The 26,727-nt window shown below is 71.1% G+C and carries 23 protein-coding genes; 13 read left to right on the top strand and 10 right to left on the bottom strand.

The features are described 5' to 3' along the window. Positions 1 to 185 precede the first annotated feature (185 nt). Positions 186 to 1,088: an oxidoreductase gene (locus CFW40_RS19575; protein ID WP_088799119.1), complete on the bottom strand. Its 903-nt coding sequence runs from the start codon at positions 1,086 to 1,088 to the stop codon at positions 186 to 188. A gap of 101 nt (positions 1,089 to 1,189) precedes the next feature. Here CFW40_RS19575 and CFW40_RS19570 point away from each other — a divergent pair, with 101 nt between their 5' ends. The 7 genes from CFW40_RS19570 to CFW40_RS38155 all read left to right on the top strand — a co-directional run bounded on the left by CFW40_RS19570 (position 1,190) and on the right by CFW40_RS38155 (position 10,742). Further along, complete coding sequence (locus CFW40_RS19570) at positions 1,190 to 2,176, top strand: ATP-binding protein (protein ID WP_088799118.1); 987 nt, start codon at positions 1,190 to 1,192, stop codon at positions 2,174 to 2,176. Positions 2,177 to 2,543: 367 nt separating this feature from the next. Continuing rightward, on the top strand, positions 2,544 to 4,880 hold the full coding sequence (locus tag CFW40_RS19565) for a SulP family inorganic anion transporter (RefSeq protein ID WP_088799117.1): 2,337 nt from the start codon (positions 2,544 to 2,546) through the stop codon (positions 4,878 to 4,880). A 148-nt stretch (positions 4,881 to 5,028) separates the two neighbouring features. After that, a complete protein-coding gene (gene acs / locus CFW40_RS19560; protein WP_088799116.1) occupies positions 5,029 to 6,996 on the top strand; it encodes an acetate--CoA ligase in 1,968 nt (655 codons plus the stop codon). Positions 6,997 to 7,387: 391 nt separating this feature from the next. Beyond that, entirely contained in the window at positions 7,388 to 8,782 is a 1,395-nt protein-coding gene (gene nhaA, locus CFW40_RS19555; protein ID WP_088799115.1) for a Na+/H+ antiporter NhaA, read from the top strand. Positions 8,783 to 8,826: 44 nt separating this feature from the next. After that, a complete protein-coding gene (locus tag CFW40_RS19550) occupies positions 8,827 to 9,285 on the top strand; it encodes a phage holin family protein (protein ID WP_088799114.1) in 459 nt (152 codons plus the stop codon). Continuing rightward, positions 9,282 to 10,220 (top strand): alpha/beta fold hydrolase, encoded by a 939-nt coding sequence (locus tag CFW40_RS19545; protein ID WP_088799113.1) that lies wholly within the window; start codon positions 9,282 to 9,284, stop codon positions 10,218 to 10,220. The genes CFW40_RS19550 and CFW40_RS19545 overlap by 4 nt, the downstream gene beginning before the upstream one ends. A gap of 324 nt (positions 10,221 to 10,544) precedes the next feature. Further along, positions 10,545 to 10,742 (top strand): hypothetical protein, encoded by a 198-nt coding sequence (locus CFW40_RS38155; RefSeq protein WP_088799112.1) that lies wholly within the window; start codon positions 10,545 to 10,547, stop codon positions 10,740 to 10,742. Positions 10,743 to 11,056: 314 nt separating this feature from the next. Here the strand turns inward: CFW40_RS38155 and CFW40_RS19535 are convergent, their stop codons facing one another. From CFW40_RS19535 to nth, 3 genes are read right to left on the bottom strand one after another with little or no spacing between them, the layout of a single operon-like run. Further along, positions 11,057 to 12,256 carry a MarP family serine protease gene (locus CFW40_RS19535; protein ID WP_088802222.1) on the bottom strand — a complete coding sequence of 400 codons (1,200 nt, stop codon included), beginning with the start codon at positions 12,254 to 12,256 and terminating at the stop codon, positions 11,057 to 11,059. A gap of 13 nt (positions 12,257 to 12,269) precedes the next feature. Then, a complete protein-coding gene (locus CFW40_RS19530) occupies positions 12,270 to 13,022 on the bottom strand; it encodes a CoA pyrophosphatase (RefSeq protein ID WP_088799111.1) in 753 nt (250 codons plus the stop codon). A 51-nt stretch (positions 13,023 to 13,073) separates the two neighbouring features. Then, positions 13,074 to 14,288, bottom strand: a complete 1,215-nt coding sequence (gene nth, locus CFW40_RS19525; protein ID WP_256331381.1) for an endonuclease III — start codon at positions 14,286 to 14,288, stop codon at positions 13,074 to 13,076. Between the two features lie 251 nt (positions 14,289 to 14,539). On the opposite strand from nth, the gene CFW40_RS19520 reads away from it, so the two are divergent. Together CFW40_RS19520 and CFW40_RS19515 are read left to right on the top strand one after the other, a co-directional pair. After that, positions 14,540 to 15,214, top strand: a complete 675-nt coding sequence (locus CFW40_RS19520) for a Crp/Fnr family transcriptional regulator (protein ID WP_006604164.1) — start codon at positions 14,540 to 14,542, stop codon at positions 15,212 to 15,214. Between the two features lie 171 nt (positions 15,215 to 15,385). Then, positions 15,386 to 16,207, top strand: a complete 822-nt coding sequence (locus CFW40_RS19515) for a nucleotidyltransferase (protein WP_088799109.1) — start codon at positions 15,386 to 15,388, stop codon at positions 16,205 to 16,207. 115 nt (positions 16,208 to 16,322) lie between these two features. On the opposite strand, the gene CFW40_RS19510 is transcribed toward CFW40_RS19515, so the two are convergent. From CFW40_RS19510 to CFW40_RS19495, 4 genes are all read right to left on the bottom strand, one after another. Beyond that, the gene (locus CFW40_RS19510; protein WP_088799108.1) at positions 16,323 to 17,159 is read right to left on the bottom strand and encodes an MBL fold metallo-hydrolase; all 837 of its coding nucleotides are present in this window, start codon (positions 17,157 to 17,159) and stop codon (positions 16,323 to 16,325) included. After that, positions 17,156 to 18,169, bottom strand: a complete 1,014-nt coding sequence (locus tag CFW40_RS19505) for an NUDIX hydrolase (RefSeq protein ID WP_256331382.1) — start codon at positions 18,167 to 18,169, stop codon at positions 17,156 to 17,158. Before CFW40_RS19505 ends, CFW40_RS19510 begins: the two co-directional genes overlap by 4 nt. Positions 18,170 to 18,340: 171 nt before the next feature. Further along, a complete protein-coding gene (locus CFW40_RS19500; protein WP_088799107.1) occupies positions 18,341 to 18,805 on the bottom strand; it encodes a RidA family protein in 465 nt (154 codons plus the stop codon). Then, on the bottom strand, positions 18,802 to 18,960 hold the full coding sequence (locus CFW40_RS19495) for a DUF4177 domain-containing protein (RefSeq protein WP_003967454.1): 159 nt from the start codon (positions 18,958 to 18,960) through the stop codon (positions 18,802 to 18,804). The genes CFW40_RS19500 and CFW40_RS19495 overlap by 4 nt, the downstream gene beginning before the upstream one ends. A gap of 210 nt (positions 18,961 to 19,170) precedes the next feature. On the opposite strand from CFW40_RS19495, the gene CFW40_RS19490 reads away from it, so the two are divergent. Next, the gene (locus tag CFW40_RS19490) at positions 19,171 to 20,226 is read left to right on the top strand and encodes an ArsA-related P-loop ATPase (RefSeq protein ID WP_088799106.1); all 1,056 of its coding nucleotides are present in this window, start codon (positions 19,171 to 19,173) and stop codon (positions 20,224 to 20,226) included. Next, on the top strand, positions 20,223 to 21,674 hold the full coding sequence (locus tag CFW40_RS19485) for an ArsA family ATPase (RefSeq protein ID WP_088799105.1): 1,452 nt from the start codon (positions 20,223 to 20,225) through the stop codon (positions 21,672 to 21,674). The genes CFW40_RS19490 and CFW40_RS19485 overlap by 4 nt, the downstream gene beginning before the upstream one ends. A 407-nt stretch (positions 21,675 to 22,081) precedes the next feature. Here the strand turns inward: CFW40_RS19485 and CFW40_RS19480 are convergent, their stop codons facing one another. Beyond that, on the bottom strand, positions 22,082 to 22,423 hold the full coding sequence (locus CFW40_RS19480; protein ID WP_088799104.1) for a WhiB family transcriptional regulator: 342 nt from the start codon (positions 22,421 to 22,423) through the stop codon (positions 22,082 to 22,084). Positions 22,424 to 22,805: 382 nt separating this feature from the next. Between CFW40_RS19480 and CFW40_RS19470 the strand changes: the two genes are divergently transcribed. Next, positions 22,806 to 25,013 (top strand): transglycosylase domain-containing protein, encoded by a 2,208-nt coding sequence (locus CFW40_RS19470; protein ID WP_088799103.1) that lies wholly within the window; start codon positions 22,806 to 22,808, stop codon positions 25,011 to 25,013. A 152-nt stretch (positions 25,014 to 25,165) separates the two neighbouring features. Here CFW40_RS19470 and CFW40_RS19465 read toward each other — a convergent pair whose 3' ends face one another. Further along, positions 25,166 to 25,630, bottom strand: coding sequence for a GatB/YqeY domain-containing protein (locus CFW40_RS19465; RefSeq protein WP_088799102.1), 465 nt, complete (start codon positions 25,628 to 25,630; stop codon positions 25,166 to 25,168). Between the two features lie 126 nt (positions 25,631 to 25,756). On the opposite strand from CFW40_RS19465, the gene CFW40_RS19460 reads away from it, so the two are divergent. After that, positions 25,757 to 26,683, top strand: a complete 927-nt coding sequence (locus CFW40_RS19460) for a metallophosphoesterase (RefSeq protein ID WP_088799101.1) — start codon at positions 25,757 to 25,759, stop codon at positions 26,681 to 26,683. The last annotated feature ends 44 nt before the right edge of the window (positions 26,684 to 26,727 follow it).

Below are 26,727 nucleotides of genomic sequence, written 5' to 3'. Positions count from 1 at the left end.
CCAGCCGCACCAGGTAACCGGACGAAGATTCCGACCTGATGGGCATATATGTGAGCACGCATGGTAACTGGGCGGACATGCCAGCGGCGGTACCACTCATTGGTACCGCCGCAACCCTGTTCAGGGGTGGATGAAGCAATGCTTCCGGAATTGTTGAACACCACCCGAAGCTTTCGCTCCGGTTCTTATGCCGCGCCGCGCTGCAGTGCCTCACAGACTGCGGTGCTCTCCCGTACGCCCAGTTCCACCGCGCGTCCGCAGTGCGCGATCCACGCCGCGACGCCCTCCGGGGTGCCGGAGACATAGCCGTCCAGGGCAGCGACATAGGCGGCGCGTCCCAGTTCGGCGTGCCCGACCTCGGCAGGGCAGATCGACTTCGGGTCCAGCCCGCTGCCGATCAGCACGATCCGCTCCGCGGCCCGCGCGACCAGCCCATTACAGGTGGCGAACGGCCGCAGGGCGAGCAATTCGCCGTGTACCACCGCCGCGGTCACCAGGGCCGGGGCCTCGGTGCCGGTGAGCAGCAGACGCGACAGCCCGTCCAGCCGCCCGGCGACCTCGTCGGCATCCGGCAGCGGCAGCTCGATGAGCGGTTCGTCCACCGGCTCGGCGGCCAAACGGGGCCGCCCCACCGTCTCGTCCGCCGCCCCGACCGGCTCTCGCGCGCCGTCGGCGCCGTCGGAGCTCCGCCCGCCTCCCGATGCCGCCACCAGATGGAGCCGCGCCAGCACCCGCAGCGGCGACTGCCGCCACACACTGAGCAGATGTCCGGCCTCGGCCGTCAGCCGCAGAGCCGCGCCGACCGTCCGCGGTTCTCCCTCGACTCCGAAGTCGGTGCGGCGGCGCACCTCTTCGAGCGCCCAGTCGGCCCCCGAAAGGGCCGCGGAACCGCGCGCTCCGCGCAGCGCCGCCTCGGATGTCACCTCATTGCTGCGGCGTCGCATGATCCGGTGCCCGTATACCCGGTCGACGCCCTTGCGCACGGAGTCCACGGAGTCGGCGACCCCCGGGAGCGAGGCCAGGGTCGCGAGCGGGTCGTCGCTCGCTTTCGGGGGTGCGGGGGACGTCCCCCGGGTGTTTCCAGCCATGGGTACGACCCTACGCACCACCGGGCCCGACCCCTCGAAGGAGTGGTCTTCCTCACGCAGATCTCTCACTCAGAGCGATATCGCACTTACCCTTGGTGAACATGAAGATCGCTTTCGTAGGCAAGGGCGGCAGCGGCAAAACCACCCTGTCCTCCCTGTTCATCCGGCATCTCGCCGCGGCCCGGCTCCCCGTGATCGCCGTGGACGCGGACATCAACCAGCACCTGGGCGCCGCCTTGGGCCTCGACGAGACGGAGGGCGCGGCGCTTCCCGCGATGGGCGCCCACCTCCCGTTGATCAAGGACTACTTGCGCGGCAGCAACCCGCGGATCCCGTCCGCCGAATCAATGATCAAGACCACCCCGCCCGGCGAGGGGTCACGGCTGCTGCGGGTCGGCGAGGACAACCCCGTTTACCAGGCCTGCGCCAGGACGGTGCGGCTCGATGAGTCCGCCGTGCGGCTGATGGCGACGGGGCCGTTCACCGAGTCCGACCTGGGCGTGGCCTGCTATCACTCCAAGGTCGGCGCGGTGGAGCTGTGCCTGAACCACCTCGTGGACGGCCGCGAGGAGTATGTCGTCGTCGATATGACGGCCGGCTCCGACTCCTTCGCGTCCGGGATGTTCACCCGCTTCGACATGACCTTCCTGGTCGCCGAGCCGACCCGTAAGGGCATCGCCGTGTACCGCCAGTACAAGGAGTACGCACGGGACTTCGGCGTCCCCCTGAAGGTGGTGGGCAACAAGGTGCAGGGCCCCGAGGACCTGGCGTTCCTGCGCGACGAGGTGGGCGACGACCTGCTGGTGACCGTCGGCCACTCCGACTGGGTGCGCGCCATGGAGAAGGGCCGCCCGGCCCCCTTCAGCCGCCTGGAGGAGGGCAACCGCCATGCCCTGCAGACGCTGCACCGCACGGCCGACGCCGCTTACGGGTGCCGGGACTGGGAGCGCTACACACGCCAGATGGTGCACTTCCACCTGAAGAACGCGGAGAGCTGGGGCAATGCGAAGACCGGCTTCGACCTCGCGGCCCAGGTCGACCCGTCCTTCGTGCTCTTCGAGGGAACGGCTGCCCCACAGCCCGCCTGACCCGCAGACGGGCGCCGGGACGCAAGGGGCCGTTTCGGACGACTCCTTTCCCGCTCCCGGCGCCGGTGCGCACCTTCCGGGTAATGCGCCGGAATAACTGCGCACCCACTCCCTGCGCGAAGAAGAAGGCAGAGAAAGGGCAAGCCAAAAACCCTCGGATTCACCCGATAGAGGGGAGGATGACGGCATATGCCGGTAAAAGCCTCTCCTTTCCTTTACCTGTCATTACGGTTCATTTACCGATGCTTGAGAGTCGCCGGACCATCGCCCCACAGCGATGACCTCCGGCCGGCTCACGTCCCGCCGCAGTACACCGCCGCCCCACGATCGCGCCCCGCGCGACCGCGTCGCCCCGGAGGAGACGGGAATGCCGCAGATCGAGAAGTCACCGCCGCAGCCGCCGCGCACCTCGCCCCCCACCGAAATCCCTCCCGAGCGTCCTGAGTCTCGCGAGCCCGATCCTCACGCCAAGAAGGCCCGCCGGGCCGCTTTCCGAGGGGACCTCTCCGCCTCGGCCGTCGTCTTCCTGCTCGCCGTCCCGCTGTCGCTGGGCATCGCCCTGGCCACCGGCGCCCCGCTCCAGGCCGGACTGGTCGCCGCGGTTGTGGGCGGCATCGTCGCCGGCCTGCTGGGCGGCGCCCCGCTCCAGGTGAGCGGCGCGGCAACCGGCCTCCTGGTGGTCACCGCCGGCCTGGTCCAGCGCTACGGCTGGCGCGCCACCTGCGCCATCACGGTCCTGGCCGGCCTCGCCCAACTCGCCCTGGGCGCGCTGCGCGTGGCACGGGCGACGCTGGCCGTCAGCCCGGCGATCGTGCACGGCATGCTGGCCGGCATCGGGGTCACCATCGCCCTCGGGCAGCTCCATGTGGTGCTCGGCGGCAGCCCCGACGGGTCGGCGCTCGACAACGCGACCGCGCTGCCCGGCCAGTTGGCGCATCCGCACACCACCGCACTGCTGATCGGCGCCGTCACCGTCGGCATCCTCATCGGCTGGGGACGGCTGCCGGGCCGCGCCGGGCGATGGGCACGTGTACTCCCCGCCCCCTTGGCCGCCGTGCTCGCCGCGACGGCCGTCAGCGCGGGGGCGGCGGTCTCGCGCGTGGAGCTGCCGTCCTGGCAACTGCCCGAGCAGCCCACGCTGCCGGACGCGTCCCTTCCGGCCCTCGCCGCCGCGGTACTGACCGTCACCCTCGTCGCCAGTATGGAGTCGCTGCTGTCGGCGGTGGCCGTGGACCGGCTGGCGGCCGAACGGCCGGGCGCTCCCACGGGGCGGGCGCGGCTCAACCGCGAACTGGCCGGGCAGGGCGTGGCCAATGCCCTCTCCGGGCTGCTGGGCGGGCTGCCGGTGTCCGGAGGCGCGATGCGCGGCTCGGCCAATGTGCGGGCCGGTGCGGCCACCCGCCGCGCCACCGTGCTGCACGGCGTCTGGGTGCTGGTGTGCGCGGGCCTGCTGGCCGGGGCGCTGGAGATGATCCCGCTGGCCGCGCTCGCCGCTCTGGTGATGGTCGTCGGCGTGCGGATGGTGAGCTTCGCGCACATCCGGCACGTCCAGCGGCACCGCGAATTCCCGGTGTACGCCGCCACGCTGGGCGGCGTCGTGCTGCTCGGTGTGCTCCAGGGCGTGGTGACGGGCATCGCGGTCGCGCTCTTCCTGGCGCTGCGGCGCCTGACGCACACCCGTATCACCGTGACGGCGGAGGCCGACGGCTACCGGGTGCGCGTCAGCGGGCAGTTGACTTTTCTGGCGGTGCCACGGCTGACCCGGGCGCTGGGGCAGGTGCCCGCGCACACCGATGTCGTCGTCGAGCTGGGCGGGTCGTTCATGGACCATGCCGCCTACGAGGCGCTGCAGTCCTGGTCCAGCGCCCACCGGGCGCACGGCGGCTGGGTGACCCTCGGCGGCCGTTCGGGCCGGCCGATCGCCGAGCCGGTCAGTGCGCACTCCTGCCGTCCGTGGACCCCGTGGCGCAACCATCACTGCACCCGGCCCGCCGCGGACCCGGCAGCGGCCCCGGAGAGCAGCGGCAGCCAACTGCTGGGCGGGGTCAGCGCGTTCCAGCGCCATACGGCTCCGCTCGTGCGCGAGGAGCTGGCCCGGCTGGCGCGCGAGGGCCAGCGGCCCCGCCAGCTGTTTCTGACCTGTGCGGACTCCCGGCTGGTCACGAGCATGATCACATCGAGCGGACCGGGTGATCTGTTCACCGTCCGCAACGTCGGCAACCTGATGCCGCCGCCCGGCTCGGATGCTTCCTGCGACTCCGTGGGAGCGGCGATCGAGTACGCCGTCGAGGTGCTGCGGGTCGGTTCGATCACGGTGTGCGGCCATTCGGGGTGCGGGGCCATGGGGGCGCTGCTGGGCGCCGCCGCACCGGAAGAAGCCGAGCCGACCTCGCTCACCCGCTGGCTGCGGCACGGCCGGCCGAGCCTGGCCCGTATGGCACGCATCGGACGGCTGGGGCGAGGCGAAGTCTCACTGAGCGGACGGCCGGTGAGCGACGACCACGAGCGACTGGCGCTCGTCAACGTCATGCAGCAGCTCGACCACCTCAGGGAGCACGCCTGCGTGGCCCGCCGGGTGGCCGAGGGCACGCTCACGCTGCACGGCATGTATTTCCATGTCGGCGAGGCCCAGACCTACGTGCTGGACGAGGCGACCGGGCGGTTCAGTCCGGTCCGCGGCGAACCGGCACCGGTAACGGTCTGACCTGCGCGGCGGCCTCACAACACCCTTGAAACAGCGCCGAACCAACAGGTCTACACCAATATTTTTCCACAGACCTTGTCAGGGCCAGGCGCGGGCTGATGAGCTATGACCTGGGGACACATCGGACGCCCTGGGAATGGGAGAAGTTGTGAGCAACGAAAGCCTGGCCAACCTGCTCAAGGAGGAGCGGCGGTTTACGCCGCCCGCCGATCTGGCCGCGAACGCCAACGTCACGGCCGCCGCGTACGAACAGGCCGCGGCGGACCGGCTGGGCTTCTGGGCCGAGCAGGCCGAACGTCTGTCCTGGGAGACCGCTCCCACCCAGACCCTCGACTGGTCCAACGCGCCCTTCGCGAAGTGGTTCGCCGACGGCAAGCTCAACGTCGCGTACAACTGCGTGGACCGTCATGTGGAGAACGGCCTGGGCGACCGGGTCGCCATCCACTTCGAGGGCGAGCCGGGTGACACCCGCGCGATCACCTACGCCGAGCTGCAGCGCGAGGTCTCCAAGGCCGCCAACGCACTGACCGAGCTGGGCGTGCGCAGCGGCGACCGCGTCGCCGTCTACATGCCGATGATCCCGGAAGCGGTCATCGCCATGCTGGCCTGCGCGCGCCTGGGCGCCCCGCACTCCGTCGTCTTCGGCGGCTTCTCCGCGGACGCGCTGGCCACCCGCATCAACGACGCGGACGCCCGGGTGGTGATCACCGCCGACGGCGGCTACCGCCGGGGCAAGCCGTCCGCCCTCAAGCCCGCCGTCGACGAGGCGCTGACCAAGCCCGGCACGGAGAACGTCCGCAGCGTCCTGGTCGTCCGCCGCACCGGCCAGGAGGACGTCGCCTGGCACGAGGGCCGGGACGTGTGGTGGCACGAGATCGTCGAGCGGCAGAACGACCGGCACACGCCCGAGGCCTTCGAGGCCGAGCACCCGCTGTTCATCCTCTACACCTCCGGCACGACGGGTAAGCCCAAGGGCATCCTGCACACCACCGGCGGCTACCTCACCCAGGTCTCGTACACCCACCACGCGGTCTTCGACCTCAAGCCGGAGACCGACGTCTTCTGGTGCACCGCCGACGTCGGCTGGGTGACCGGCCACTCGTACATCACTTACGGCCCGCTCTCCAACGGCGCGACCCAGGTGCTCTACGAAGGCACGCCGGACACCCCGCACCAGGGCCGCTGGTGGGAGATCGTGCAGAAGTACGGCGTGACGATCCTCTACACCGCGCCGACCGCAATCCGCGCCTGCATGAAGTGGGGCGACGACATCCCGGCGAAGTTCGACCTGTCGTCGCTGCGGGTCCTCGGGTCGGTGGGCGAACCGATCAACCCCGAGGCCTGGATGTGGTACCGCAAGCACATCGGGGCCGATGCGACGCCGATCGTCGACACCTGGTGGCAGACCGAGACCGGCGCGATGATGCTCAGCCCGCTGCCGGGCGTCACGGCCACCAAGCCCGGCTCGGCCCAGGTGGCGCTGCCCGGAATCGCCGCGACCGTGGTGGACGACGAGGCCCGCGAGGTTCCCGACGGCGCGGGCGGCTACCTCGTGCTGACCGAGCCCTGGCCGTCCATGCTCCGCACGATCTGGGGCGACGACCAGCGCTATCTCGACACGTACTGGTCGCGCTTCGAGGGCAAGTACTTCGCCGGCGACGGCGCCAAGAAGGACGACGACGGCGACATCTGGCTGCTCGGCCGGGTGGACGACGTGATGCTGGTGTCCGGCCACAACATCTCGACCACCGAGGTCGAGTCGGCGCTGGTCTCGCACCCGAAGGTGGCCGAGGCCGCGGTCGTCGGCGCCGCCGACCCGCAGACCACCCAGGCCATCTGCGCCTTCGTCATCCTGCGCGGCGGCGCCACCGCCGAGGACGAGGGCCTGGTCGAGGAGCTGCGCGCCCATGTCGCCCAGCAGCTCGGCCCGATCGCCAAGCCCCGGCGGATCCTGCCGGTCGCGGAGCTGCCCAAGACCCGCTCCGGCAAGATCATGCGGAGGCTGCTGCGCGATGTGGCCGAGAACCGTGACCTCGGCGATGTCACGACCCTCACCGATTCCTCGGTCATGGACCTGATCCAGGCGAAGCTGCCGAGCGCGCCCTCCGAGGACTGAGCGGGACGGATTGCAGAGGGGCACCCGGCCGACGCGGCCGGGTGCCCCTCCGTCGTCTCCGGCAGTCCGGCTTCTCCGCCACCCCGCTTCCCCGACGATCCGCCGCCTCCGCCGGTCAGCCCGGCTCCCGGCGCGGCGCTCCCGTCGCCTCCACCGGCCCGGCCAGTCCACCCCGCCCGGTCCCTCCGGTCCCCCTCCCGCAGCCCGTCCCGCTCCAGCGGCCCGGGGTCCGAATTGCCCGTAAAGTGAGGCCACCGGATAGCCGCTTGCCCCTCCCCGGTACAGTGGGAACCGCGTCAATGACGCGTCAAGAAACTCAGGGTGCGCCGGGAAGTCTGGTCGGCAACTGCAACAGCCGTACGCAGCTACCGAGAGGCCCGGAGGTCACCGCGTGAGCACCCCCACCCCCCGCCGCACCCCCTTCCTGGGGCGGTTGCCGCTGCCCGAGCGGAACTTCGTCGCGGACGCGCTGCGCGCCGAAACCGTCGGCGGCGTCCTTCTGCTCGCCGCCGCCGTAGCAGCCCTGATCTGGGCAAACACCCTCGGTGGGAGCTATGAAGCGGTCCGCGGCTTCCACCTGGGACCGGCCACGCTGGGCCTGGACCTGTCCGTTCAGCACTGGGCCGCCAACGGGCTGCTCGCGGTCTTCTTCTTCGTCGCCGGCATCGAGCTCAAGCGTGAACTGGTGGCCGGCGAACTGCGCGACCCGAAGGCCGCCGCCCTGCCCGTGATCGCCGCGCTCTGCGGCATGGCGGTGCCGGCGGTGGTCTACTTCGCCGTCAACAGCATCGGCGGCGGCTCACTGCAGGGCTGGGCGGTCCCCACCGCCACCGATATCGCCTTCGCCCTCGCCGTACTCGCCGTCATCGGCACGTCCCTGCCCGCCGCACTGCGCGCCTTCCTGCTCACCCTCGCCGTCGTCGACGACCTCTTCGCCATCCTGATCATCGCGGTCTTCTTCACCTCGACGATCAATTTCCTGGCGCTCGGCCTGGCCGTCGCCGGTCTGGTGCTCTTCTACGTGCTGCTGCGCAAGGGCGTCCGGGGCTGGTACGTCTACGTCCCGCTCGCCCTGGTCATCTGGGGTCTGATGGAGAACAGCGGGGTGCACGCCACCATCGCCGGTGTCGCCATGGGCCTGATGCTGCGCTGCACCCGGCGCGACGGCGAGACACAGTCCCCGGGCGAGCACATCGAACATCTGGTCCGCCCGCTCTCGGCCGGCCTCGCCGTGCCGCTGTTCGCGCTCTTCTCCGCGGGTGTCTCCATATCCGGCGGCGCGGTCCACGACGTCTTCACCCGGCCGGAGACGCTGGGCGTGGTGCTCGGCCTGGTGGTGGGCAAGACGTTCGGCATATTCGGCGGCACCTGGCTCACCGCCCGCTTCACCAAGGCCACACTCAACCCCGACCTCAAGTGGCCGGATGTCTTCGCCCTCGCCTCCCTGGCCGGCATCGGCTTCACCGTCTCGCTGCTCATCGGCGAACTCGCCTTCGCCGGGAACCCGGTACTGACCGACGAGATCAAGGCATCAGTGCTGATCGGCTCGCTGCTGGCGGCCGTCTTCGCCGGCGTCCTCCTCAAGCTCCGTAACACCAAGTACAGGAAACTGTGCGAGGAAGAGGAGCGGGACGAGGACCAGGACGGCATCCCCGACATCTACGAGCGCGACGACCCGGAGTACCACTTGCGGATGGCGGCAATCCACGAAGCCAAGGCCGCGGAACACCGGCGGCTTGCCGAAGTGGCCTCCGGCAGGCATGGCGGAGACGATGGTCCGGCATGATCTGAGAGGCTTTGCATCCGGGTGAAGAAAAGAGGGAGACGGCGATGAGCGCAGCCGACGACAGCACGGACCGCAGCCTCGGACGGCTGGTGGCCACGGCCACGGCCGAGATGTCCGCGCTGGTGCACGACGAGATCGCGCTGGCCAAGGCGGAGTTCCGCCAGGACGCCAAGCGGGCGGGCATCGGCAGTGCCGCGTTCATGGTCGCGGGCGCGCTGGCGCTGTTCGCGCTGCCGGTACTGAGCTTCGCCGCGGCCTACGGCATCCACAACCTCGGACTCGGGCTCGCCTGGTCCTTCCTGATCGTCGGCGGCGCCTTCCTGGTCCTCGCCGGCCTGCTGGCCCTCATTGCGATGGCCAAGATGAAGAAGATCAAGAAGCCGGAGAGGTCCATCAGCTCGGCCAAGGAGACCGCGGCCGTGCTCCAGAAGGCCAAGCCGCACCCGCGCCTGGCCCCGGTGGAACACCCGGCGCTGGAGTCTGTGACACGCTCATCGGTATGACAGCCCCTGACAGCACCGCCTCGGTCGTACGGCTCGGCATCCCCGGCGGGAAAGAGGTGTCGCACCGCGACGTCGCGGCCAACGGCGCCCGCTTCCACATCGCGGAGCTGGGCGAAGGCCCGCTGGTGCTGCTGCTGCACGGCTTTCCGCAGTTCTGGTGGACCTGGCGGCACCAGCTCACCGCCCTGGCCGACGCGGGCTTCCGCGCGGTGGCGATGGACCTGCGGGGCGTCGGCGGCAGCGACCGCACCCCCCGCGGCTACGACCCGGCGAATCTCGCCCTGGACGTCACGGGCGTCATACGGTCCCTGGGCGAGCCGGACGCCGCGCTCGTCGGGCACGACCTGGGCGGCTACCTCGCCTGGACGGCGGCGGTGATGCGGCCCAAGCTGGTGCGCCGGCTGGCCGTGTCCTCGATGCCGCATCCGCGGCGCTGGCGCTCGGCGATGCTCGCCGACGTCCGGCAGAGCGCCCGGAGTTCGCACATCTGGAACTTCCAGCGGCCCTGGCTGCCCGAACGCGCGCTGACGGCGGACGGTGCGGCGCTGGTGGGCCGGATGGTCCGCGACTGGTCCGGGCCCCGGCAGCCGGAGGACGAGGCGATCGCGGTCTACCAGCGGGCGATGAGCATCCCGTCGACGGCGCACTGCTCGATCGAGCCGTACCGCTGGATGGTGCGGTCGATGGCGCGCCCCGACGGACTCCAGTTCAACCGCCGGATGAAGATGCCCGTACGGGTCCCCACCCTGCACCTGCACGGCTCGCTCGACCCCGTGATGCGCACCCGCAGCGCGGCCGGCTCCGGCCAGTACGTCGAGGCGCCGTACCGCTGGCGGCTGTTCGACGGCCTGGGCCACTTCCCGCACGAGGAGGACCCGGTGGCGTTCTCCACGGAGCTGATCAACTGGCTCAAGGACCCGGAACCGGATCGCTGAACGGCCGCGCGCGGGAGCGGACCCGCGGCAACAGGAGCCCCGGGCCCGACCGTTGAGCCCGGGCCCGACCGTTGAGGCCCGTGCCCGCCTGCCGCGCCCGCTGGCCAGGCGTACCGGCCGCGGACGCCTGCCGTGGGCGTCTGTGTGCGCCCCGTCCCGTCACGGGCCCGTACCCCGCTGAGCGGGCGGCGCGAACCGCTCGGCGGGGCTCACCCACCCGAAGCTCGAACGCGCGTATGACGAACAGCCACTTGCCTGGCGCATAGGCCAATTGGCGGCCCCCGAGGCGGTTACGGACCTTGGGCCACGGGCAGAGTCGAGGGTATGGGCTGGACGCACGACTACCGTGACGTGGCACGCAACCGCCGCAGCAGTGCCGCTGTAGTGGGTACTCAGGACAGGGGAACCCCGGACCTCGGGTCCGGCCAATCCCCCGACCCGGCGCACCCCATGGGCATCCCGCGCATCCTGCGCCGCAGAGCGCGTTGGATGAGCGCGCGGCTACGCCATCCCCGTACCTGAACCACGGCGTACCTGAATCCACGGCGTACCTCCATCGGCCGTGCCGCCGGCGGGGCGTGGGAAGCACGTCTTCCCGCGCCTGACGCGCCCCATGGCGCGTGTCCGGCGCCGCAGCCGACCCGCCGGGCACACCCCTACCGACCGCCGGGGCACACCTGACCGGGCGCCGCGCACGCGCGCCGGGCACCCGTGAGGGCCTTACGGACACCGTCTGGATGCGTCCCGGGGAGGCACCCCCAAACGGCGCCTCCCCGAGTGCCGACCGGATGGCGACGCCCCGGCTGTTGGCTAGATGGTGCAGCCCTGGCTGTCGGCTAGATGGCGCAGCCCTGGCTGTCGGCCTGCTGCCGGGCCGTACGTCCCTTGAGGACGTCCTGGCGGACCTCGTCGGCGGTCAGCGCATAGCCGGTGTGCGAGTCGTCCAGCGACTTCGCGAAGACGACGCCGTAGACCTTGCCCTGCGGGGTGAGCAGCGGGCCGCCGGAGTTGCCCTGCCGGACCGTGGCGAAGAGGGAGTAGACGTCGCGGCCGACCGTGCCGCGGTGGTAGATGTCCGGGCCGTTGGCCTGGATGCGGCCGCGGATACGGGCGGCGCGGACGTCGTAGCCGCCGTTCTCCGGGAAGCCGGCGACGATGGCGTTGTTGCCGCTGTTCGCGTCCCCGTTGGCGAACTGCAGCGCCGGTGCCTCCAGGGAGGGCACTTCCAGGACCGCGATATCGCGCCGCCAGTCGTAGATCACGACCTTGGCGTCGTACGTACGGCCCTCGCCGCCCACCTGGACGGTCGGCTCGCGCACCCCGCCGACCACATGGGCGTTGGTCATGACGCGGTGCCGGCCGAAGACGAAGCCGCTGCCTTCGAGGACCTTGCCGCAGCCGGGGGCCGTGCCGACGACCTTGACGATGCTCTGCCTGGCCTGCGCCGCCACCGGGCTGGAGGCCAGCCGGGGGTCGGGCGCCGGCACGTCGTGGATCGGCTCGTTGGAGAACGGCGTGAAGACCTGCGGGAAGCCGTTCTGCGCGAGGACCGAGGAGAAGTCCGCGAACCAGGTGCCGGCCTGCTGGGGCATCACCCGGGACACACCGAGCAGCACCTTGGAGTTGCGGACCTCCTTGCCGAGCGTCGGCAGGGACGTACCGGCCAGCGCCGAGCCGATCAGCCAGGCGACCAGCAGCATCGCCAGGACGTTGACCAGCGCGCCGCCGGTCGCGTCCAGGGCCCTCGCCGGTGACCAGGTGATGTAGCGGCGCAGTTTGTTGCCCCAGTGGGTGGTGAGCGCCTGGCCCACGGATGCGCACACGATCACGATGGCAACCGCCGCGATGGCCGCGAAGCTGCCGGGTGTCGCGTCTCCGGTGATCTCGTTCCAGATCACGGGCAGCAGATAGACCGCGATCAGACCGCCTCCGAGGAAGCCGATCACGGACAGGATGCCGACGACAAAGCCTTGCCGATAGCCGATGATCGCGAACCACACGGCCGCGACCAGCAGCAAGATGTCCAGGACGTTCACGCCGGCCACCGTCTCATGAGCGCCAGTCCAGTGGGACCGCCTTGTCACGGTCCCACGGAATCTCCCAGCCGGCGTAGTGCAGGATCCGGTCGATCACCCCGGCCGTAAAACCCCAGACCAGGGCATTCTCGACAAGGAACGCGGCTCCGGTGTGGCCACTGGGATGGCGGGTTGTCACCCGATGGGCCGGGTCCGTGAGATCCGCCACGGGAACCGTGAAGACCCGGGCGGTCTCCGCCTGGTCGACCGCGCCGACCGGGCTCGGCCGGCGCCACCACCCCAGGACCGGCGTCACCACGAAGCCGCTGACGGGGATGTAGAGCCGCGGCAGCACGCCGAAGACCTGCACACCGGACGGGTCGAGGCCGGTCTCCTCCTGGGCCTCGCGCAGCGCCGCCCGCACGGGGCCGGGGCCGTCGGGGTCGCCGTCCTCCGGGTCGAGGGCGCCACCGGGGAAGGAGGGCTGGCCGGCATGCGAGCGCAGGGTCCCGGCGCGCTCCATGAGAAGCAGCTCGGGGCCGCGGGCGCCGTGGCCGAAGAGGATGAGCACGGCGGACTGCCGGCCTCCGCTCTTGGGCGGCAGGAAGCGGCTGAGCTGGCGCGGCTCGATCGTGGCGGCCGCGCGGGCCACCGGGGCCAGCCACTCGGGCAGGCCGTCGGCGGTGACCGTGGCGTCCCGGCCGGACGCCACCTCGGCCCCCGCGCCTGCCGCCGCCGCGCGGGCGTCCGCCTCCTCGCCGTACCGCTGCTCCCGTGCGCTCCTCATACGCGCCCCCTCAGGCCTGGCGTCGATCGTCGGTCACCTCTGGCGGGCGCCTCATGAGGCGGCCACAGAGGGCGCCATCGGGGGCGCCGGCTTCCCCGGATAGCCGGGCGGCGGCTTCAGCCGCTGCCCCGGCTGGCCGCCGAGCTCGTACTTCAGCAGCTTCTTCGCCTTCTCCGGGTCCGTCTCGCCCTCGCCGTACGCGGGGCACAGGGGGGCGATGGGGCAGGCGCCGCAGGCGGGCTTGCGGGAGTGGCAGACGCGGCGGCCGTGGAAGACCACCCGGTGCGAGAGCATCGTCCACTCGCTCTTGGGGAAGATCTCGGCGACATCCGCCTCGACCTTCTCGGCGTCCTCGGCGGTGGTCCAGCCGAAACGGCGGGCGAGCCGGCCGAAGTGGGTGTCGACGGTGATGCCCGGAACGCCGAAGGCGTTGCCCAGCACCACATTGGCGGTCTTGCGGCCGACCCCGGGGAGAGAGACAAGGTCCTCCAGGCGGCCCGGCACCTCGCCGCCGAAGCGGTCGCGCAGCGCGGCCGACAGACCGAGCAGCGACTTCGTCTTGGCCCGGAAGAAGCCGGTCGGCCGGATCAGCTCCTCCAGCCGCTCCGGGTCCATCGCGGCCATGTCCTCGGGCGTCGGGCAGACCGCGAAGAGGCGGGGGGTGGTCTGGTTGACCCTCAGGTCGGTGGTCTGCGCGGACAGGACCGTGGCGACCAGCAGCTCGAAGGGGTTGGTGAAGTCCAGCTCGGGGTGGGCGTACGGATACAGCTCGGCCAGCTCACGGTTGATCCGGCGGGCCCGCCGCACCATGGCGACACGCGACTCGGGCTTGCGCGCGGGGGCCTTCTTGGCGGGAGCCTTCTTGGCGGGGGCCTTCGGGGCCGTCTTCTCGGCCGCCGTCCTGTTGGCCGCCGTCTTCTTTGCCGCCGTCTTCTTTGCCGCGGTCTTCTTTGCGGCGGTCTTCTTTGCGGCGGTCTTCTTTGCGGCGGTCTTCTTTGCGGTGGCCTTCTTCGTGACGGCCTTCTTCGCCGCGGCCTTCGTGGCCGCCGCCGGCTGCTCTGGTGCTTCGTTCACGGCGGCCTTCTTCCCTGCCGAGGTCCTGCCTACCTGGGTCTTCTTCACGGAGGTCTGCGAGGTGGTGTCCGGCGCCGCCGGTCGCGACGCGCCAGGCTTGAGGGTGTCCGGCGTCCTGCCGGACGTCACCCCGGAGGGCGATTTGTTACTTTCATCGGAATTCGATGTGTGGCCGGACGGCTGTTCGCCCACAGCGGAATCACGCCCTGCTCTCACTCTTCCGGCCCCCCACTCCTCTGCTCTCACCGGCGTATTGGACACTCGGCCAGACTAAGGCCAGCCACTGACATCCGGCTTGATCGCTGTGATTCCTGACCCCAATCGGCCCCCTGCCTTATGGCTCGGGGCGCCGGTCCGGCAAACTTGTGATTGATCGCACTGTTTTGCATTCCGGCATGATGGGGACCACAGTCCCCCGGAGCATGTCGACAAGGAGAGATCTCGTGGACGACGTTCTGCGGCGCGCACCGCTCTTCGCGGCGCTCGATGACGAGCAGGCGGCCGAGCTGCGCGCCTCAATGGGAGAGGTCACGCTCGCCCGCGGCGACGCCCTGTTCCACGAAGGGGACCCCGGCGACCGCCTGTACGTGGTCACCGAGGGCAAGGTGAAGCTGCACCGCACTTCCCCGGACGGCCGGGAGAACATGCTCGCCGTTCTCGGCCCCGGAGAGCTGATCGGGGAGCTTTCGCTCTTCGACCCGGGCCCGCGTACGGCCACGGCCTCCGCCCTCACCGAGGTCAAGCTCCTCGGCCTGGGCCACGGCGACCTTCAGCCCTGGCTGAACGCCCGCCCCGAGGTGGCCACGGCCCTGCTGCGTGCGGTGGCCCGCCGACTGCGCAAGACCAACGACCAGATGTCCGACCTGGTCTTCTCGGACGTGCCGGGCCGGGTGGCCCGCGCCCTGCTCGACCTGTCGCGCCGCTTCGGCGTGCAGTCCGAGGAAGGCATCCATGTCGTCCACGACCTCACGCAGGAGGAGCTGGCCCAGCTGGTCGGTGCCTCCCGCGAGACGGTCAACAAGGCCCTCGCGGACTTCGCGGGCCGCGGCTGGCTGCGTCTGGAGGCGCGCGCCGTGATCCTGCTGGACGTCGAGCGGCTGGCCAAGCGCTCGCGCTGATCCCGCAGACCTCCTGGAAGGGCCCCGCCGGCGGGGCCCTTCGTCATGGGGCCACGGGGACCGCCGCTTCCTTCATCAGGGCCCGCGGAATCACCAGCTCCGCCCGTAGCGCAGTCGCCGGCCCCCGTAAACGGATCGCCGCACCACCGCCCTCCTGGCCATAGTGGCGCCATGACCGAACACGGCGCGGGGCTGGACCGGGACGGCTACTTCCTGCGGGAAGGCTCCCTGGACCGCGTCTCCGCGCCGTTCGCGCCCGTCGTGGCGGAGCTCGGCGCCCGGATCGGCACGTGCTTCGGCCCCGGTCGCCTGCACAGCAGCTACCTCTTCGGCAGCGTCCCGCGCGGCACCGCCGTCCCCGGGGTCTCCGACCTCGACGCGCTGATCGCCCTGGGGGACGAGCCGACCGATGCCGACCGCGCTGCCGTCCGCGCCGTCGAGCATGCGCTGGATGCCGCGTTTCCGCAGATCAACGGCGTGGGAATCCTGCTGTTCGGCGTGCACCGGCTGCGCAGCGCGCGGGAGCGGTACGACCTCGGATGGTTCGTGGCCTGTCTGTGCACCCCGGTCAGCGGTCCGGATCTCGCCGCCGAGCTGCCGCGCTACCGTCCCACTTCGCTCCTCGCCCGGGAAACCAACGGCGACCTCTTCCGCAGCCTGCCCGGTTGGCGTGAGAAGGCTGCGGCGGCCACTACGGAGGCCGAGCGCACCCGGCTGACCCGGGGTGTGGCGCGCCGGCTGGTGCGCACCGGATTCACCCTGGTCATGCCGCACTGGGGCGGCTGGACGAGCGATCTCGCCGAGTCCGCCGAGGTGTTCGGCCGCTACTACCCGGCGCACGCCGAGCAGATGCACGCCGCGGCACGCGCCGCGCGGGCGCCCGCCGCATACCCGGAGCTGCTGGACGACCTGCTCACCGGCCTCGCCCCCTGGTTGGCCGCCGAATATCTGGCCGTCCACGGGGCGAAGACGCCCCCGCCCCGGACGGACTGACGGCGCCTCTCCGCCGGGCCCGGGGGCGGGGCGGGCCCACGCCCTCGCCACCGCCCCGGCCAACGTCCTCGCCCGGAGTTCCCCGGCCGCCCGCCCTCGTCCCCACCCGCCGCCGTCAGCTCTCGATCAGCCCGTGTTCGCCCAGGTAGTCCAGCTGTGCCCGCACGGACAGCTCGGCGGCCGGCCACAGCGAGCGGTCGACATCGGCATAGACGTGCGCGACGACCTCGGCGGGTGAGCGGTGTCCGGCCTCGACCGCGGTCTCCACCTGGGCGAGCCGGTGCGCGCGGTGCGCCAGATAGAACTCCACCGCCCCCTGTGCATCGTTCAGCACCGGCCCGTGCCCCGGGAGGACCGTCGCCACCCCGTCGTCGACCGTCAGGGAGCGCAGCCGGCGCAGCGAGTCCAGGTAGTCGCCCAGCCGCCCGTCGGGGTGTGCGACCACGGTGGTGCCGCGCCCCAGGATCGTGTCGCCGGTGAGTACCGCGTGGTCGGCCGGGAGGTGGAAGGAGAGCGAGTCCGCGGTGTGGCCCGGGGTGGGCACCACGCGCAGTTCCAGGCCTCCGGTGGTGATGACATCGCCCGCGTCGAGCCCCTCGTCGCCCAGGCGCAGCGCCGGGTCCAGCGCCCGTACGGCCGAACGGGTCAGTTCGGCGAAGCGGGCGGCCCCGTCGGAGTGGTCGGGGTGACCGTGGGTCAGCAGGGTCAGTGCGATGCGCTTGCCGGCCCGCTCGGCGGTCTCGATGACGGCCCGCAGGTGGCTCTCGTCGAGCGGCCCGGGGTCGATGACGACGGCGAGATCGGAGTCCGGCTCGGCCACGATCCAGGTGTTGGTGCCGTCCAGCGTCATCGGCGACGGGTTCGGGGCCAGTACGCACCGGGCCCGCGCGGTCGCCTGCCCGGCGATCACTCCGCCGCGGGGCTGACCGGGGAGGGCGGATGCTTCGGTCATGCGGGGGTCCCTCCCGAGGGGCTGGGGCTGGGGCTGTCCGAGGGGCCGGGGCCGTCCGAAAGGCCGTCGTCGTCCTCGGGGGCACGGGTGTCGGCAGGGGCACCGGATTCAGCGCCGGCACCGGCATCGGTAGCGGTGCCGGCACCGGTCTGGGCGATGTGCTTGGTGAACTCGTCGTGCCCCGGCCAGCTCAACTCGATCTCCCCGCCCACGAGGCGGGCCCGCGCCAGCACCGGCGTCAGGTTCTGGGCCTCCGCCGCGGCCAGCACCTCCGCCGAGGCGGCGTACGGCTGGAGCGAGCGCAGCGTCGCGATGGTCGGCGGCATCATCAGCAGCTCACCGCGGTCGTATCCGGCCGCCGCCTCCTGCGGCCGGATCCATACCGTACGGTCCGCCTCCGTGGAGGCGTTCCAGGTGCGCTGGCCCTCGGGGAGCGCCGCGACGAAGAACCAGGTGTCGTAGCGCCGCGGCTCGAACTCGGGGGTGATCCAGCGGGCCCAGGCACCGAGCAGATCGGAGCGCAGGACCAGGCCGCGGCGGCCCAGGAAGTCGGCGAAGGACAGCTCATGGGCGACGAGGGCGGCGCGGTCGGCCTCCCAGTCCTCGCCGGTGGTGTCCGCGATGACCGTGTCGGCCGAGGCGCCCGCGAGCAGCACGCCCGCCTCCTCGAACGTCTCGCGGACCGCCGCGCAGACGATGGCCTGCGCGGTCGCCGGGTCGACGCCCATACGGACCGCCCACTGGGCGCGCGACGGGCCGGCCCAGGCCACCGGTCGCTCGTCGCGCGGATCGACGGAGCCGCCCGGATAGGCGTACGCGCCGCCGGCGAAGGCCATGGAGGTGCGTCTGCGCAGCATGTGGACGGTGGGCCCGCCGGAGACGGAGTCCCGCAGCAGCAGGACGGTGGCGGCCCGCCGGGGCTCGGCAGGGGTCAGCTCGCCGTTCGCGAGTGCCCGGATGCGGTCCGGCCACTCCGGTGGGTACCACTGGCCGTTGGTCGTGGACGACATGGCCGGATGCTATGCGCTCGCGCGCGGATGTTCGAGGGCGTCTTCCGCGCCGGAGGGCCCCTGCTGACGAGGGGCCCTCCGGCACACGGCACACACTTCGGGCGCAGATCCCGTACGGGTCTTGGCCCGGCGCCCTTACGGCGGTGTCTTCCCGGTGCCGTTACAGGGTGTCTACTCGGCGATCTCGACCTGGATCTCGACCTCGACGGGGGCGTCCAGCGGCAGCACCGCCACACCCACCGCGGACCGGGCGTGCACGCCCTTGTCGCCGAGGATCTCGCCCAGCAGCTCGCTGGCGCCGTTGAGGACACCCGGCTGGCCGGTGAAGTCCGGCGCGGAGGCCACAAAACCGACGACCTTCACGACCCGCTGGATCTTGTCGAGGTCGCCGATGACCGACTTCACGGCGGCCAGCGCGTTGAGTGCGCAGGTCGCGGCGAGTTCCTTGGCCTGCTCGGCGCTGACCTCGGCACCGACCTTGCCGGTGACCGGCAGCGCGCCGTCCACCATCGGCAGCTGGCCGGAGGTGTACACATAGGCGCCGGAGCGTACGGCGGGCTGGTAGGTGGCCAGCGGCGGCACGACCTGCGGCAGCTTGAGCCCGAGCGCCGCGATCTTGTCCTCCGCCGCGCTCACGCCTTCTCCCGCTTCAGGTAGGCCACCAACTGCTCGGGGTTGTTCGGGCCGGGCACGACCTGGACGAGCTCCCAGCCGTCCTCGCCCCAGGTGTCCAGAATCTGCTTCGTCGCGTGCACCAGCAGCGGCACGGTCGCGTATTCCCACTTGGTCATGGACCGAGCGTAATGCCTGTCCACGAGCGCGGTGGACGCCGTCCGCCGCGGGCCGCCCGCACCCCTCCCGTACGGCGTTCCGGCCGCGCGGCCGCCCGACCCCTACGGAGCATCCCGGACCCTTCCCGGAGAAGCCGCGGGAAGATTCTCCGGGGCTTCCCAGGTGTATCCCGTGCGTAGCCGGGACGCGGACTGGTTAGGCTCCTTTGCGTGAGCAGGCTCCATGTCGTCAGCGGCAAGGGCGGTACCGGCAAGACCACGGTCGCCGCTGCCCTCGCCCTCGCCCTGGCCACCGAGGGACGACGAACCCTCCTGGTCGAGGTCGAGGGCCGGCAGGGCATTGCCCAGTTGTTCGAAACGGAAGCGCTTCCTTACGAGGAACGCAAGATCGCGGTGGGTCCCGCATCGGACGGTGCGTCGCCGTGGGGCGCCCCCCGGGCGGAGTCCGCGGGAGAGTCCTCCCGCGGCGGCGGAAGACGGTCGGGCGGCGAGGTCCATGCCCTGGCCATCGACGCCGAACGCGCCCTTCTGGACTACCTCCAGATGTTCTACAAGCTCGGCAGCGCGGGCCGGGCGCTGAAGAAACTCGGCGCGATCGACTTCGCCACGACCATCGCGCCGGGCCTGCGGGACGTCCTGCTGACCGGCAAGGCGTGTGAAGCGGTGCGCCGCAAGGACAAGAGCGGAAAGTTCGTCTACGACGCGGTCGTGATGGACGCCCCGCCGACCGGCCGGATCACCCGCTTCCTGAACGTCAACGACGAGGTCGCCGGCCTCGCGAAGATCGGCCCGATCCACAATCAGGCACAGGCCGTGATGCGGGTCCTCAAATCGCCCGAGACCGCGGTGCATCTGGTGACGCTGCTGGAGGAGATGCCGGTCCAGGAGACCGCGGACGGCGTCGCCGAGCTGCGTGCCGCCGGCATCCCGGTGGGCGGCGTCGTCATCAACATGACCCGCCCGGCACTGCTGGACAACGGCGCCCTCGACAGCGCCGCCCGCGGGGCGCGTACGGGCGTCGCCAAGGCGCTCTCCGAGGCCGGTCTGGGCGGCGCCCGCCGCGGCGGCCTGGCGGACCGGCTGATCGACCCCCTGCTGGAGCAGGCGCGCGAACACGCCGAGCGGGTCGAGCTGGAGCGCGCCGAACACGCCGAACTGACCGCGCTCGGCCTGCCCACCTACGAGTTGGAGCTGCTCCCCGAGGGAGTGGACCTCGCCGGGCTCTACCACCTGGCGAGAGACCTGCGGAAACAGGGGCCCATATGACCTCGGACACCACGACGCTGGACGCCTCGGCCCCGCGGCTCGAGGTCGATGCCCTGATCGACGACCCGCACACCCGCATCGTGGTGTGCTGCGGCTCGGGCGGCGTCGGCAAGACCACGACCGCCGCGGCCCTGGGCGTACGCGCCGCCGAGCGCGGCCGCCGGGTCGTCGTGCTGACCATCGACCCGGCCAGACGGCTGGCCCAGTCCATGGGCATCTCCGAGCTCGACAACGTCCCGCGCCAGGTCAAGGACGTCGACGAGAGCGCGGGCGGCGAACTGCACGCCATGATGCTGGACATGAAGCGCACCTTCGACGAGATCGTCGAGGGCCATGCGGATGCCGACCGGGCCCGCGCCATCCTGGAGAACCCCTTCTACCAGTCCCTGTCGGCCGGCTTCGCGGGCACACAGGAGTACATGGCCATGGAGAAGCTCGGCCAGCTCCGCGCGAACGACGAGTGGGACCTGATCATCGTCGACACCCCGCCGAGCCGTTCCGCACTGGACTTCCTCGACGCTCCCAAGCGCCTCGGCTCCTTCCTGGACGGCAAGTTCATCCGGGTGCTGATGGCGCCGGCGAAGGTCGGCGGCCGGGCCGGCATGAAGTTCCTCAACGTCGGCATGTCGATGATGACCGGCACCCTCAGCAAGCTCATGGGCGGTCAACTGCTGCGCGATGTACAAACCTTCGTGGCAGCCATGGACACCATGTTCGGCGGCTTCCGCACCCGCGCGGACGCCACCTACCGCCTGCTGCAGGCGCCCGGCACGGCGTTCCTCGTGGTGGCCGCGCCGGAGCGGGACGCGCTGCGCGAGGCGGCGTACTTCGTCGAGCGGCTGGCCGCCGAGCGGATGCCGCTGGCCGGCCTCGTGCTGAACCGGGTGCACGGCAGCGGCGCCGCCCAACTGAGCGCCGAGCGCGCCCTGGCCGCCGCGGAGACCCTGACCGACCGCATGGCGGAGGACACCCACGCGGACACGGCTTCGGAAACGTCGGACACGGCCGCGGAAACGGCCGCGGAGACCGCCACGGACGCCGGCGCCGCCACGGTCGCAGCGGCCGGCCCCGACCACGGCTCCGCCATGGATGCCGACCCGGCTCCCGGCCGCGCAGAAAATAATCTTGAAACCACCGGCATTGTGGATCTCGACGGCGGGAAGGCTGGATCACGTACCGCCGGCAGCCTCTCCCCCGCTGTCGCGGCGGATCATGTAGCACCCACGTCGGTCTCGGCGGCCCAACTGGCCGCCGGGCTGCTACGGCTGCACGCGGAACGTATGCAGGTCCTCGCGCGCGAACGTCGCACTCGGGACCGCTTCACCGCGCTGCATCCCGAGGTTCCGGTGGCCGAGGTCGCCGCGCTGCCCGGCGATGTCCACGACCTCGCGGGGCTGCGGGCCATCGGCGACCGCCTCGCGCTGAACCCCGCGGACACCGACGGCTGAGCCGTACGCACGGCCGGCTCAGCCACCGAACGCGCAGCGCCCGTCGCCACTCACGAAGAGCCTTTCCACCGAAGCGCCGCTCACCTCATGCCACGTCTCTCACCGGCGCGCACAACAGGTAGGCACACACGCACCGACACGTCCGCACGCCGGCGCATGTCACACACAGCCAAGTGTCACACCGCACCACCTGCGCACGCCCCGGGCGTCCCACATCTGGCAGCCCAACTGCCGGACGCACCAACTCCCGTGCACGCAGCGCCCGGAGCACTCAACTCCCGGGCGCCGTAACAACACTGATGGCACGCCATCACACGTCACTCAGAACGCGCCACCAGCCAAAGCTTCTCGGCCAAATCTCCCGGCCGCAGTCCGCGGGCCACGGGCCACAGCCCGCAGGTGCCCGCCTACCCGACCGCGGCGAACTCGTCGAAGATCTCGTCCTCGCAGTCCAACGGCAGGATGCCCGTGCTGCGCTCGTACTCCGTGCGCGCTGTCTCCAACAGCCGACGCCATGACGTCACGGTCGGGCGGCGACGCAGCAGCGCCCTCCGCTCGCGCTCGGTCATCCCGCCCCACACGCCGAACTCCACCCGGTTGTCCAGGGCGTCGGCCAGACATTCCGTGCGTACCGGACACCCGGTGCACACTGCCTTGGCGCGGTTCTGCGCTGCCCCTTGTACGAACAGTTCATCCGGATCGGTAGTGCGGCAGGCTGCCTGTGCACTCCAGTCGGTTACCCAGCTCATGCTGGCGCCGTCCTCTCCCGAATCGAGGCTCCCCCACGGCGGCAATCGGCATATTCACCGTTGCCAGTTGAGGACGTTACGGAAGGCAGGCAGGGCGCAACACCCCCTTCGGGCCCAATCTTGAATGGCCCGAACGGACTATGCGTACGCGGCAGATCACCCAACGGAGTGACCGAACGGCATACGTCACGTTGTGCACAAGACGGGACAGTTCACCGTCCTGACACGGGGTTTCTCTCGACATACACGGGCACGTGGGGGCGCGACCCGCGGGAGGAGGGGGTTGACGAACCGATGCGTAACCGTTCAGCTGTGGTAGCTGAGAACAGGCTAAACGAACAGGTGCGCCCCTGTCCGGCGATTGAGAACGTAGGGTGCCCTCATGCCTAAGAAGCGCGATGGCGGGGGTCTGCCCAAGACTCAGCAGGCCGCCAAGTTCCTCGGTGTCAGCGTCCTGGCCGGAGCAGTGCTCGCCGGCCTTGCGCTCCCGGCGGCCGGGGCGCTGGGCCTGACCGCCAAGGGATCGGTCGAGGGCTTCGACGACATCCCGGCGAACCTCAAGACGCCGCCGCTCAGCCAGCGGACCCGGATTCTGGACGCCAAGGGCGGCGAGATCGCCAAGGTCTACTCCCGTGACCGTACGGTCGTCGACCTCAAGGACATGTCGCCGTACATCCAGAAGGCGATAGTCGCGATCGAGGACGCGCGCTTCTACCAGCACGGTGCCGTCGACGTGAAGGGCATCCTGCGGGCGCTCAACAAGAACGCCCAGTCCGGTGCCGTCTCCCAGGGCGCCTCGACGCTGACCCAGCAGTATGTGAAGAACGTCTTCATCGAGGAAGCGGGCGACAACCCGGACAAGGTCGCGCAGGCCACCCAGCAGACCCTCGGCCGCAAGGTCAAGGAGCTCAAGTACGCGATCCAGGTCGAGAAAGAGCTCGGCAAGCGCAAGATCCTGCAGAACTACCTCAACATCACGTTCTTCGGGCAGCAGGCCTACGGCATCGAGGCGGCCGCCCAGCGCTACTTCAGCAAGCACGCCAAGGACCTGAACCTCGGGGAGTCGGCGCTGCTGGCGGGCATCGTCCAGTCGCCCAGCCGCTATGACCCGGTCAATGACCCGCAGGAGGCCACCCGGCGGCGCAACACCGTGCTGCAGCGGATGGCCGATATGAAGGACGTCACCCAGGCGGAGGCCGACGCGGCCGCCAAGAAGCCGATCAAGCTGGCGGTCAGCCGCCCCAAGAACGGCTGCATCACCGCCACCCATGGCGCCGGCTTCTTCTGCGACTACATCCGCACGGTGTTCCTCCGCGACAAGTCGTTCGGCAAGAGCCGGAAGATCCGTCTGCAGCGCTGGAACGAGGGCGGTATGACCATCCGCACCACCCTTGACCCGCAAACCCAGAAGTCGGTGCAGGCGTCGCTCAAGGACCACGTCTACGAGGACGACCCGGTCGCCTCGGCCGCCACCATCGTCGAACCGGGCACCGGCAAGATCCTCGGCATGGGCCAGTCGCGCCCGTACGGATTCGGTGAGAACGAGACCGTGATCAACCTCTCGGTCAACCACGACATGGGCGGCGGCGCCGGTTACCTGCCCGGGTCGACCTTCAAGCCGGTGGTCGCGGCGGCCGCGCTGGAGCAGGGGACGAATCCGGAGCAGGAGTACCCGTCGCCGTACCGGATGCCCTACCCCAGCCCCGTCCAGACCTGTGACGGCGAATGGCGGGGCAGCGGCTCCGAGAACGTCGAGAACGAGAACAAGGAAGAGGTCGGCCCGTACTCCATGAAGGAGGCGACCGCGAAGTCGGTCAACACCTACTTCGTGCAGCTGATCAGCGACATCGGCGTCTGTCCCGTGGTCAACATGGCACAGAAGATGGGCATCGAGCGGGCGGACGGCAAGGCGCTGCAGCAGGTCCCGTCGATGACACTCGGCACCCAGGAGATGTCGCCGCTCACGATGGCGGCCGGATATGCCGCCTTCGCCGGCGGCGGCCGGTACTGCTCGCCGGTGGCCATCGAGTCGATCACCGACGCGCGCGGCCGGGCGCTGAAGGTCCCGCAGAGCAGCTGCCGCACCGCCATGTCCAAGAAGACCGCGGACACGATCAACACGCTGCTCAAGGGCGTGGTCGAGGACGGCACCGGCAAGGAGGCCGGACTCAAGGGCCGCGACAGCGCCGGCAAGACCGGCACCACCGACAGCCGCTACGCCGCCTGGTTCGTCGGCTACACCCCCAACGCGGCCGGCGCGGTCTGGGTCGGCGACCCGCAGCACAAGCGCAAGATGTACGACATCACCATCGGCGGCGTGCCCCACGACAAGGTCTACGGCGCCGACACCCCCGGCCCCATCTGGCGCGATGCCATGTCCGGCGCGCTGGCCGGACGGCCCGCGCCCACCCTGCCCACCGTCGCGATCGACGATCCGACGAAGGACAAGAGCCAGGGCGACGAGGGCGACAAGGGCCGCGGCAAGCACAAGCCCGGCCGGGGCGGCCACGGCGGGAACAACAAGCCGGGCGGCGGCTGGCACATCCCCGGCTTCCCCGACGTCCTGGGCGGCGGCAACGGCGGCTGGTGAACTGCCGCTGGCGAACGGCCGATTGGGCCCTACGGCGGCCACGGATGCCGGCCCGTACGGCGAAGGACGCCGGCCCGTACAACGAAAGAAGGAGGGGCGCCCCACACCATGGGGGCGCCCCTCATCTTCCCTGAAAAGCTCCGTCCGGCCGCTCAGCCGGCGAGCAGCTTCTTCACCACCGCGGCCACCCGGCCGCCCTCGGCGCGGCCCGCCACCTGCGGGTTGACGATCTTCATCACGGCACCCATCGCGCGCGGCCCCTCGGCACCGGCGCCCTTGGCCTCGGCCACGGCCGCCGCGACCAGCTGCTCCAGCTCGTCGTCGGTCAGCTGCTTGGGCAGATAGTCGGCGAGCACCTCACCCTCGGCGCGCTCCCGCTCGGCCGAATCGCCCCGGCCGCCCTTCTCGAAGGCGTCCGCGGCCTCCCGGCGCTTCTTCGCCTCCCGCGCGATGATCTTCTCGACCTCGTCGTCGGACAGCTCGCGTGCCTCGGTGCCCGCGACCTCCTCCTTCTGGATCGCGGTCAGCGTGAGGCGGAGGGTGGAGGAACGCAGTTCGTCGCGCGCCTTGATCGCGGTGGTGAGGTCGTCCTGCAGCTTGGACTTGAGCGTGGTCATGACGTTGAGTATGCCCCCACCCGCCGACAACCACGGCGCCTTTTCTCCCCGGCACCGCCACGGCGCACCCCGCCGGGCGGCTCCCGCCCGCTGCATCCACCCCCCGCACTCTGCGACGATGGGTGCATGCGCGCGCGATACGGAGTACCCCTGACCCTGACCGCAGTCGGCGCGGCCGGCCTGGCCTACGCCGCGGGCTTCGAAGTCCGCTCCTTCCGCCTCCGGCGCGTCACCGTGCCCGTACTGCCCCGCGGCATGCGGCCGTTGCGCGTCCTGCAGGTCTCCGACATCCACATGGTCAGCGGACAGCGCAAGAAGCAGCGCTGGCTGCAGTCGCTCGCCGGGCTGCGCCCCGACTTCGTCATCAACACGGGCGACAACCTCTCCGACACCGAGGGCGTCCCCGAAGCGCTGGACGCGCTCGGCCCGCTGATGGAATTCCCCGGCGCCTACGTCTTCGGCTCCAACGACTACTACGGCCCCAAGCTGCGCAACCCCGCCCGCTACCTGCTCGAGCGGGCGCAGGGCCGGCACGGCCTCAACGGCAATGCACCCGCCGTGGGCGCCGTCCACAACCCGTGGGAAGAGCTGCGCGACGCCTTCGACGCGGCCGGCTGGGTCGGCCTGTCCAATTCCCGCGGCCGCCTCAAGCTGGAGGGCATCGAGATCGCCCTGACCGGCCTGGACGACCCGCACATCAAGCGTGACCGCTACGCCGAGGTCGCCGGCGGCCCGGAATCCGGTGCCGATCTCTCGCTGGCCGTCGTACACGCCCCCTACCTGCGCTCCCTGGACGCCTTCACCGCCGACGGCTATCCGCTGATCCTGGCCGGCCACACCCACGGCGGCCAGCTCTGCATCCCCTTCTACGGCGCCCTGGTCACCAACTGCGACATCGACACCGACCGCGTGAAGGGCCTGTCCACCCACACCGCCGGCGGCCACACCTCCTACCTCCACGTCTCCGCCGGCTGCGGCACCAACCGCTACACCCCGGTCCGCTTCGCCTGCCCCCCGGAGGCGACCCTGCTGACCCTTACGGCGCGGGGCTGACTCCAACGGGGCGGGGCGAGGCGGGCGGGAGGGCGGCCGTCTTA

This window comes from Streptomyces sp. 2114.4, from assembly GCF_900187385.1.
Classification (GTDB): Bacteria; Actinomycetota; Actinomycetes; order Streptomycetales; family Streptomycetaceae; genus Streptomyces; species Streptomyces mooreae.
The sequence above is the reverse complement of the archived record's forward strand: the minus strand, read 5'-3'. Positions and strand labels throughout refer to the sequence as shown.

Bases quoted from the DNA above. Each gene is read 5' to 3' on its own strand.
- CFW40_RS19505 (WP_256331382.1), bottom strand. From the start codon at position 18,169: ATGTCGTCCACGACCAACGGCCAGTGGTACCCACCGGAGTGGCCGGAC.
- CFW40_RS19565 (WP_088799117.1), top strand. From the start codon at position 2,544: ATGCCGCAGATCGAGAAGTCACCGCCGCAGCCGCCGCGCACCTCGCCC.
- CFW40_RS19465 (WP_088799102.1), bottom strand. From the start codon at position 25,630: ATGACCACGCTCAAGTCCAAGCTGCAGGACGACCTCACCACCGCGATC.
- CFW40_RS19460 (WP_088799101.1), top strand. From the start codon at position 25,757: ATGCGCGCGCGATACGGAGTACCCCTGACCCTGACCGCAGTCGGCGCG.
- CFW40_RS19530 (WP_088799111.1), bottom strand. From the start codon at position 13,022: ATGAGGAGCGCACGGGAGCAGCGGTACGGCGAGGAGGCGGACGCCCGC.
- CFW40_RS19570 (WP_088799118.1), top strand. From the start codon at position 1,190: ATGAAGATCGCTTTCGTAGGCAAGGGCGGCAGCGGCAAAACCACCCTG.
- CFW40_RS19510 (WP_088799108.1), bottom strand. From the start codon at position 17,159: ATGACCGAAGCATCCGCCCTCCCCGGTCAGCCCCGCGGCGGAGTGATC.
- CFW40_RS38155 (WP_088799112.1), top strand. From the start codon at position 10,545: ATGGGCTGGACGCACGACTACCGTGACGTGGCACGCAACCGCCGCAGC.
- CFW40_RS19485 (WP_088799105.1), top strand. From the start codon at position 20,223: ATGACCTCGGACACCACGACGCTGGACGCCTCGGCCCCGCGGCTCGAG.
- CFW40_RS19550 (WP_088799114.1), top strand. From the start codon at position 8,827: ATGAGCGCAGCCGACGACAGCACGGACCGCAGCCTCGGACGGCTGGTG.
- CFW40_RS19470 (WP_088799103.1), top strand. From the start codon at position 22,806: ATGCCTAAGAAGCGCGATGGCGGGGGTCTGCCCAAGACTCAGCAGGCC.
- CFW40_RS19480 (WP_088799104.1), bottom strand. From the start codon at position 22,423: ATGAGCTGGGTAACCGACTGGAGTGCACAGGCAGCCTGCCGCACTACC.
- CFW40_RS19575 (WP_088799119.1), bottom strand. From the start codon at position 1,088: ATGGCTGGAAACACCCGGGGGACGTCCCCCGCACCCCCGAAAGCGAGC.
- CFW40_RS19495 (WP_003967454.1), bottom strand. From the start codon at position 18,960: ATGACCAAGTGGGAATACGCGACCGTGCCGCTGCTGGTGCACGCGACG.
- CFW40_RS19515 (WP_088799109.1), top strand. From the start codon at position 15,386: ATGACCGAACACGGCGCGGGGCTGGACCGGGACGGCTACTTCCTGCGG.
- CFW40_RS19545 (WP_088799113.1), top strand. From the start codon at position 9,282: ATGACAGCCCCTGACAGCACCGCCTCGGTCGTACGGCTCGGCATCCCC.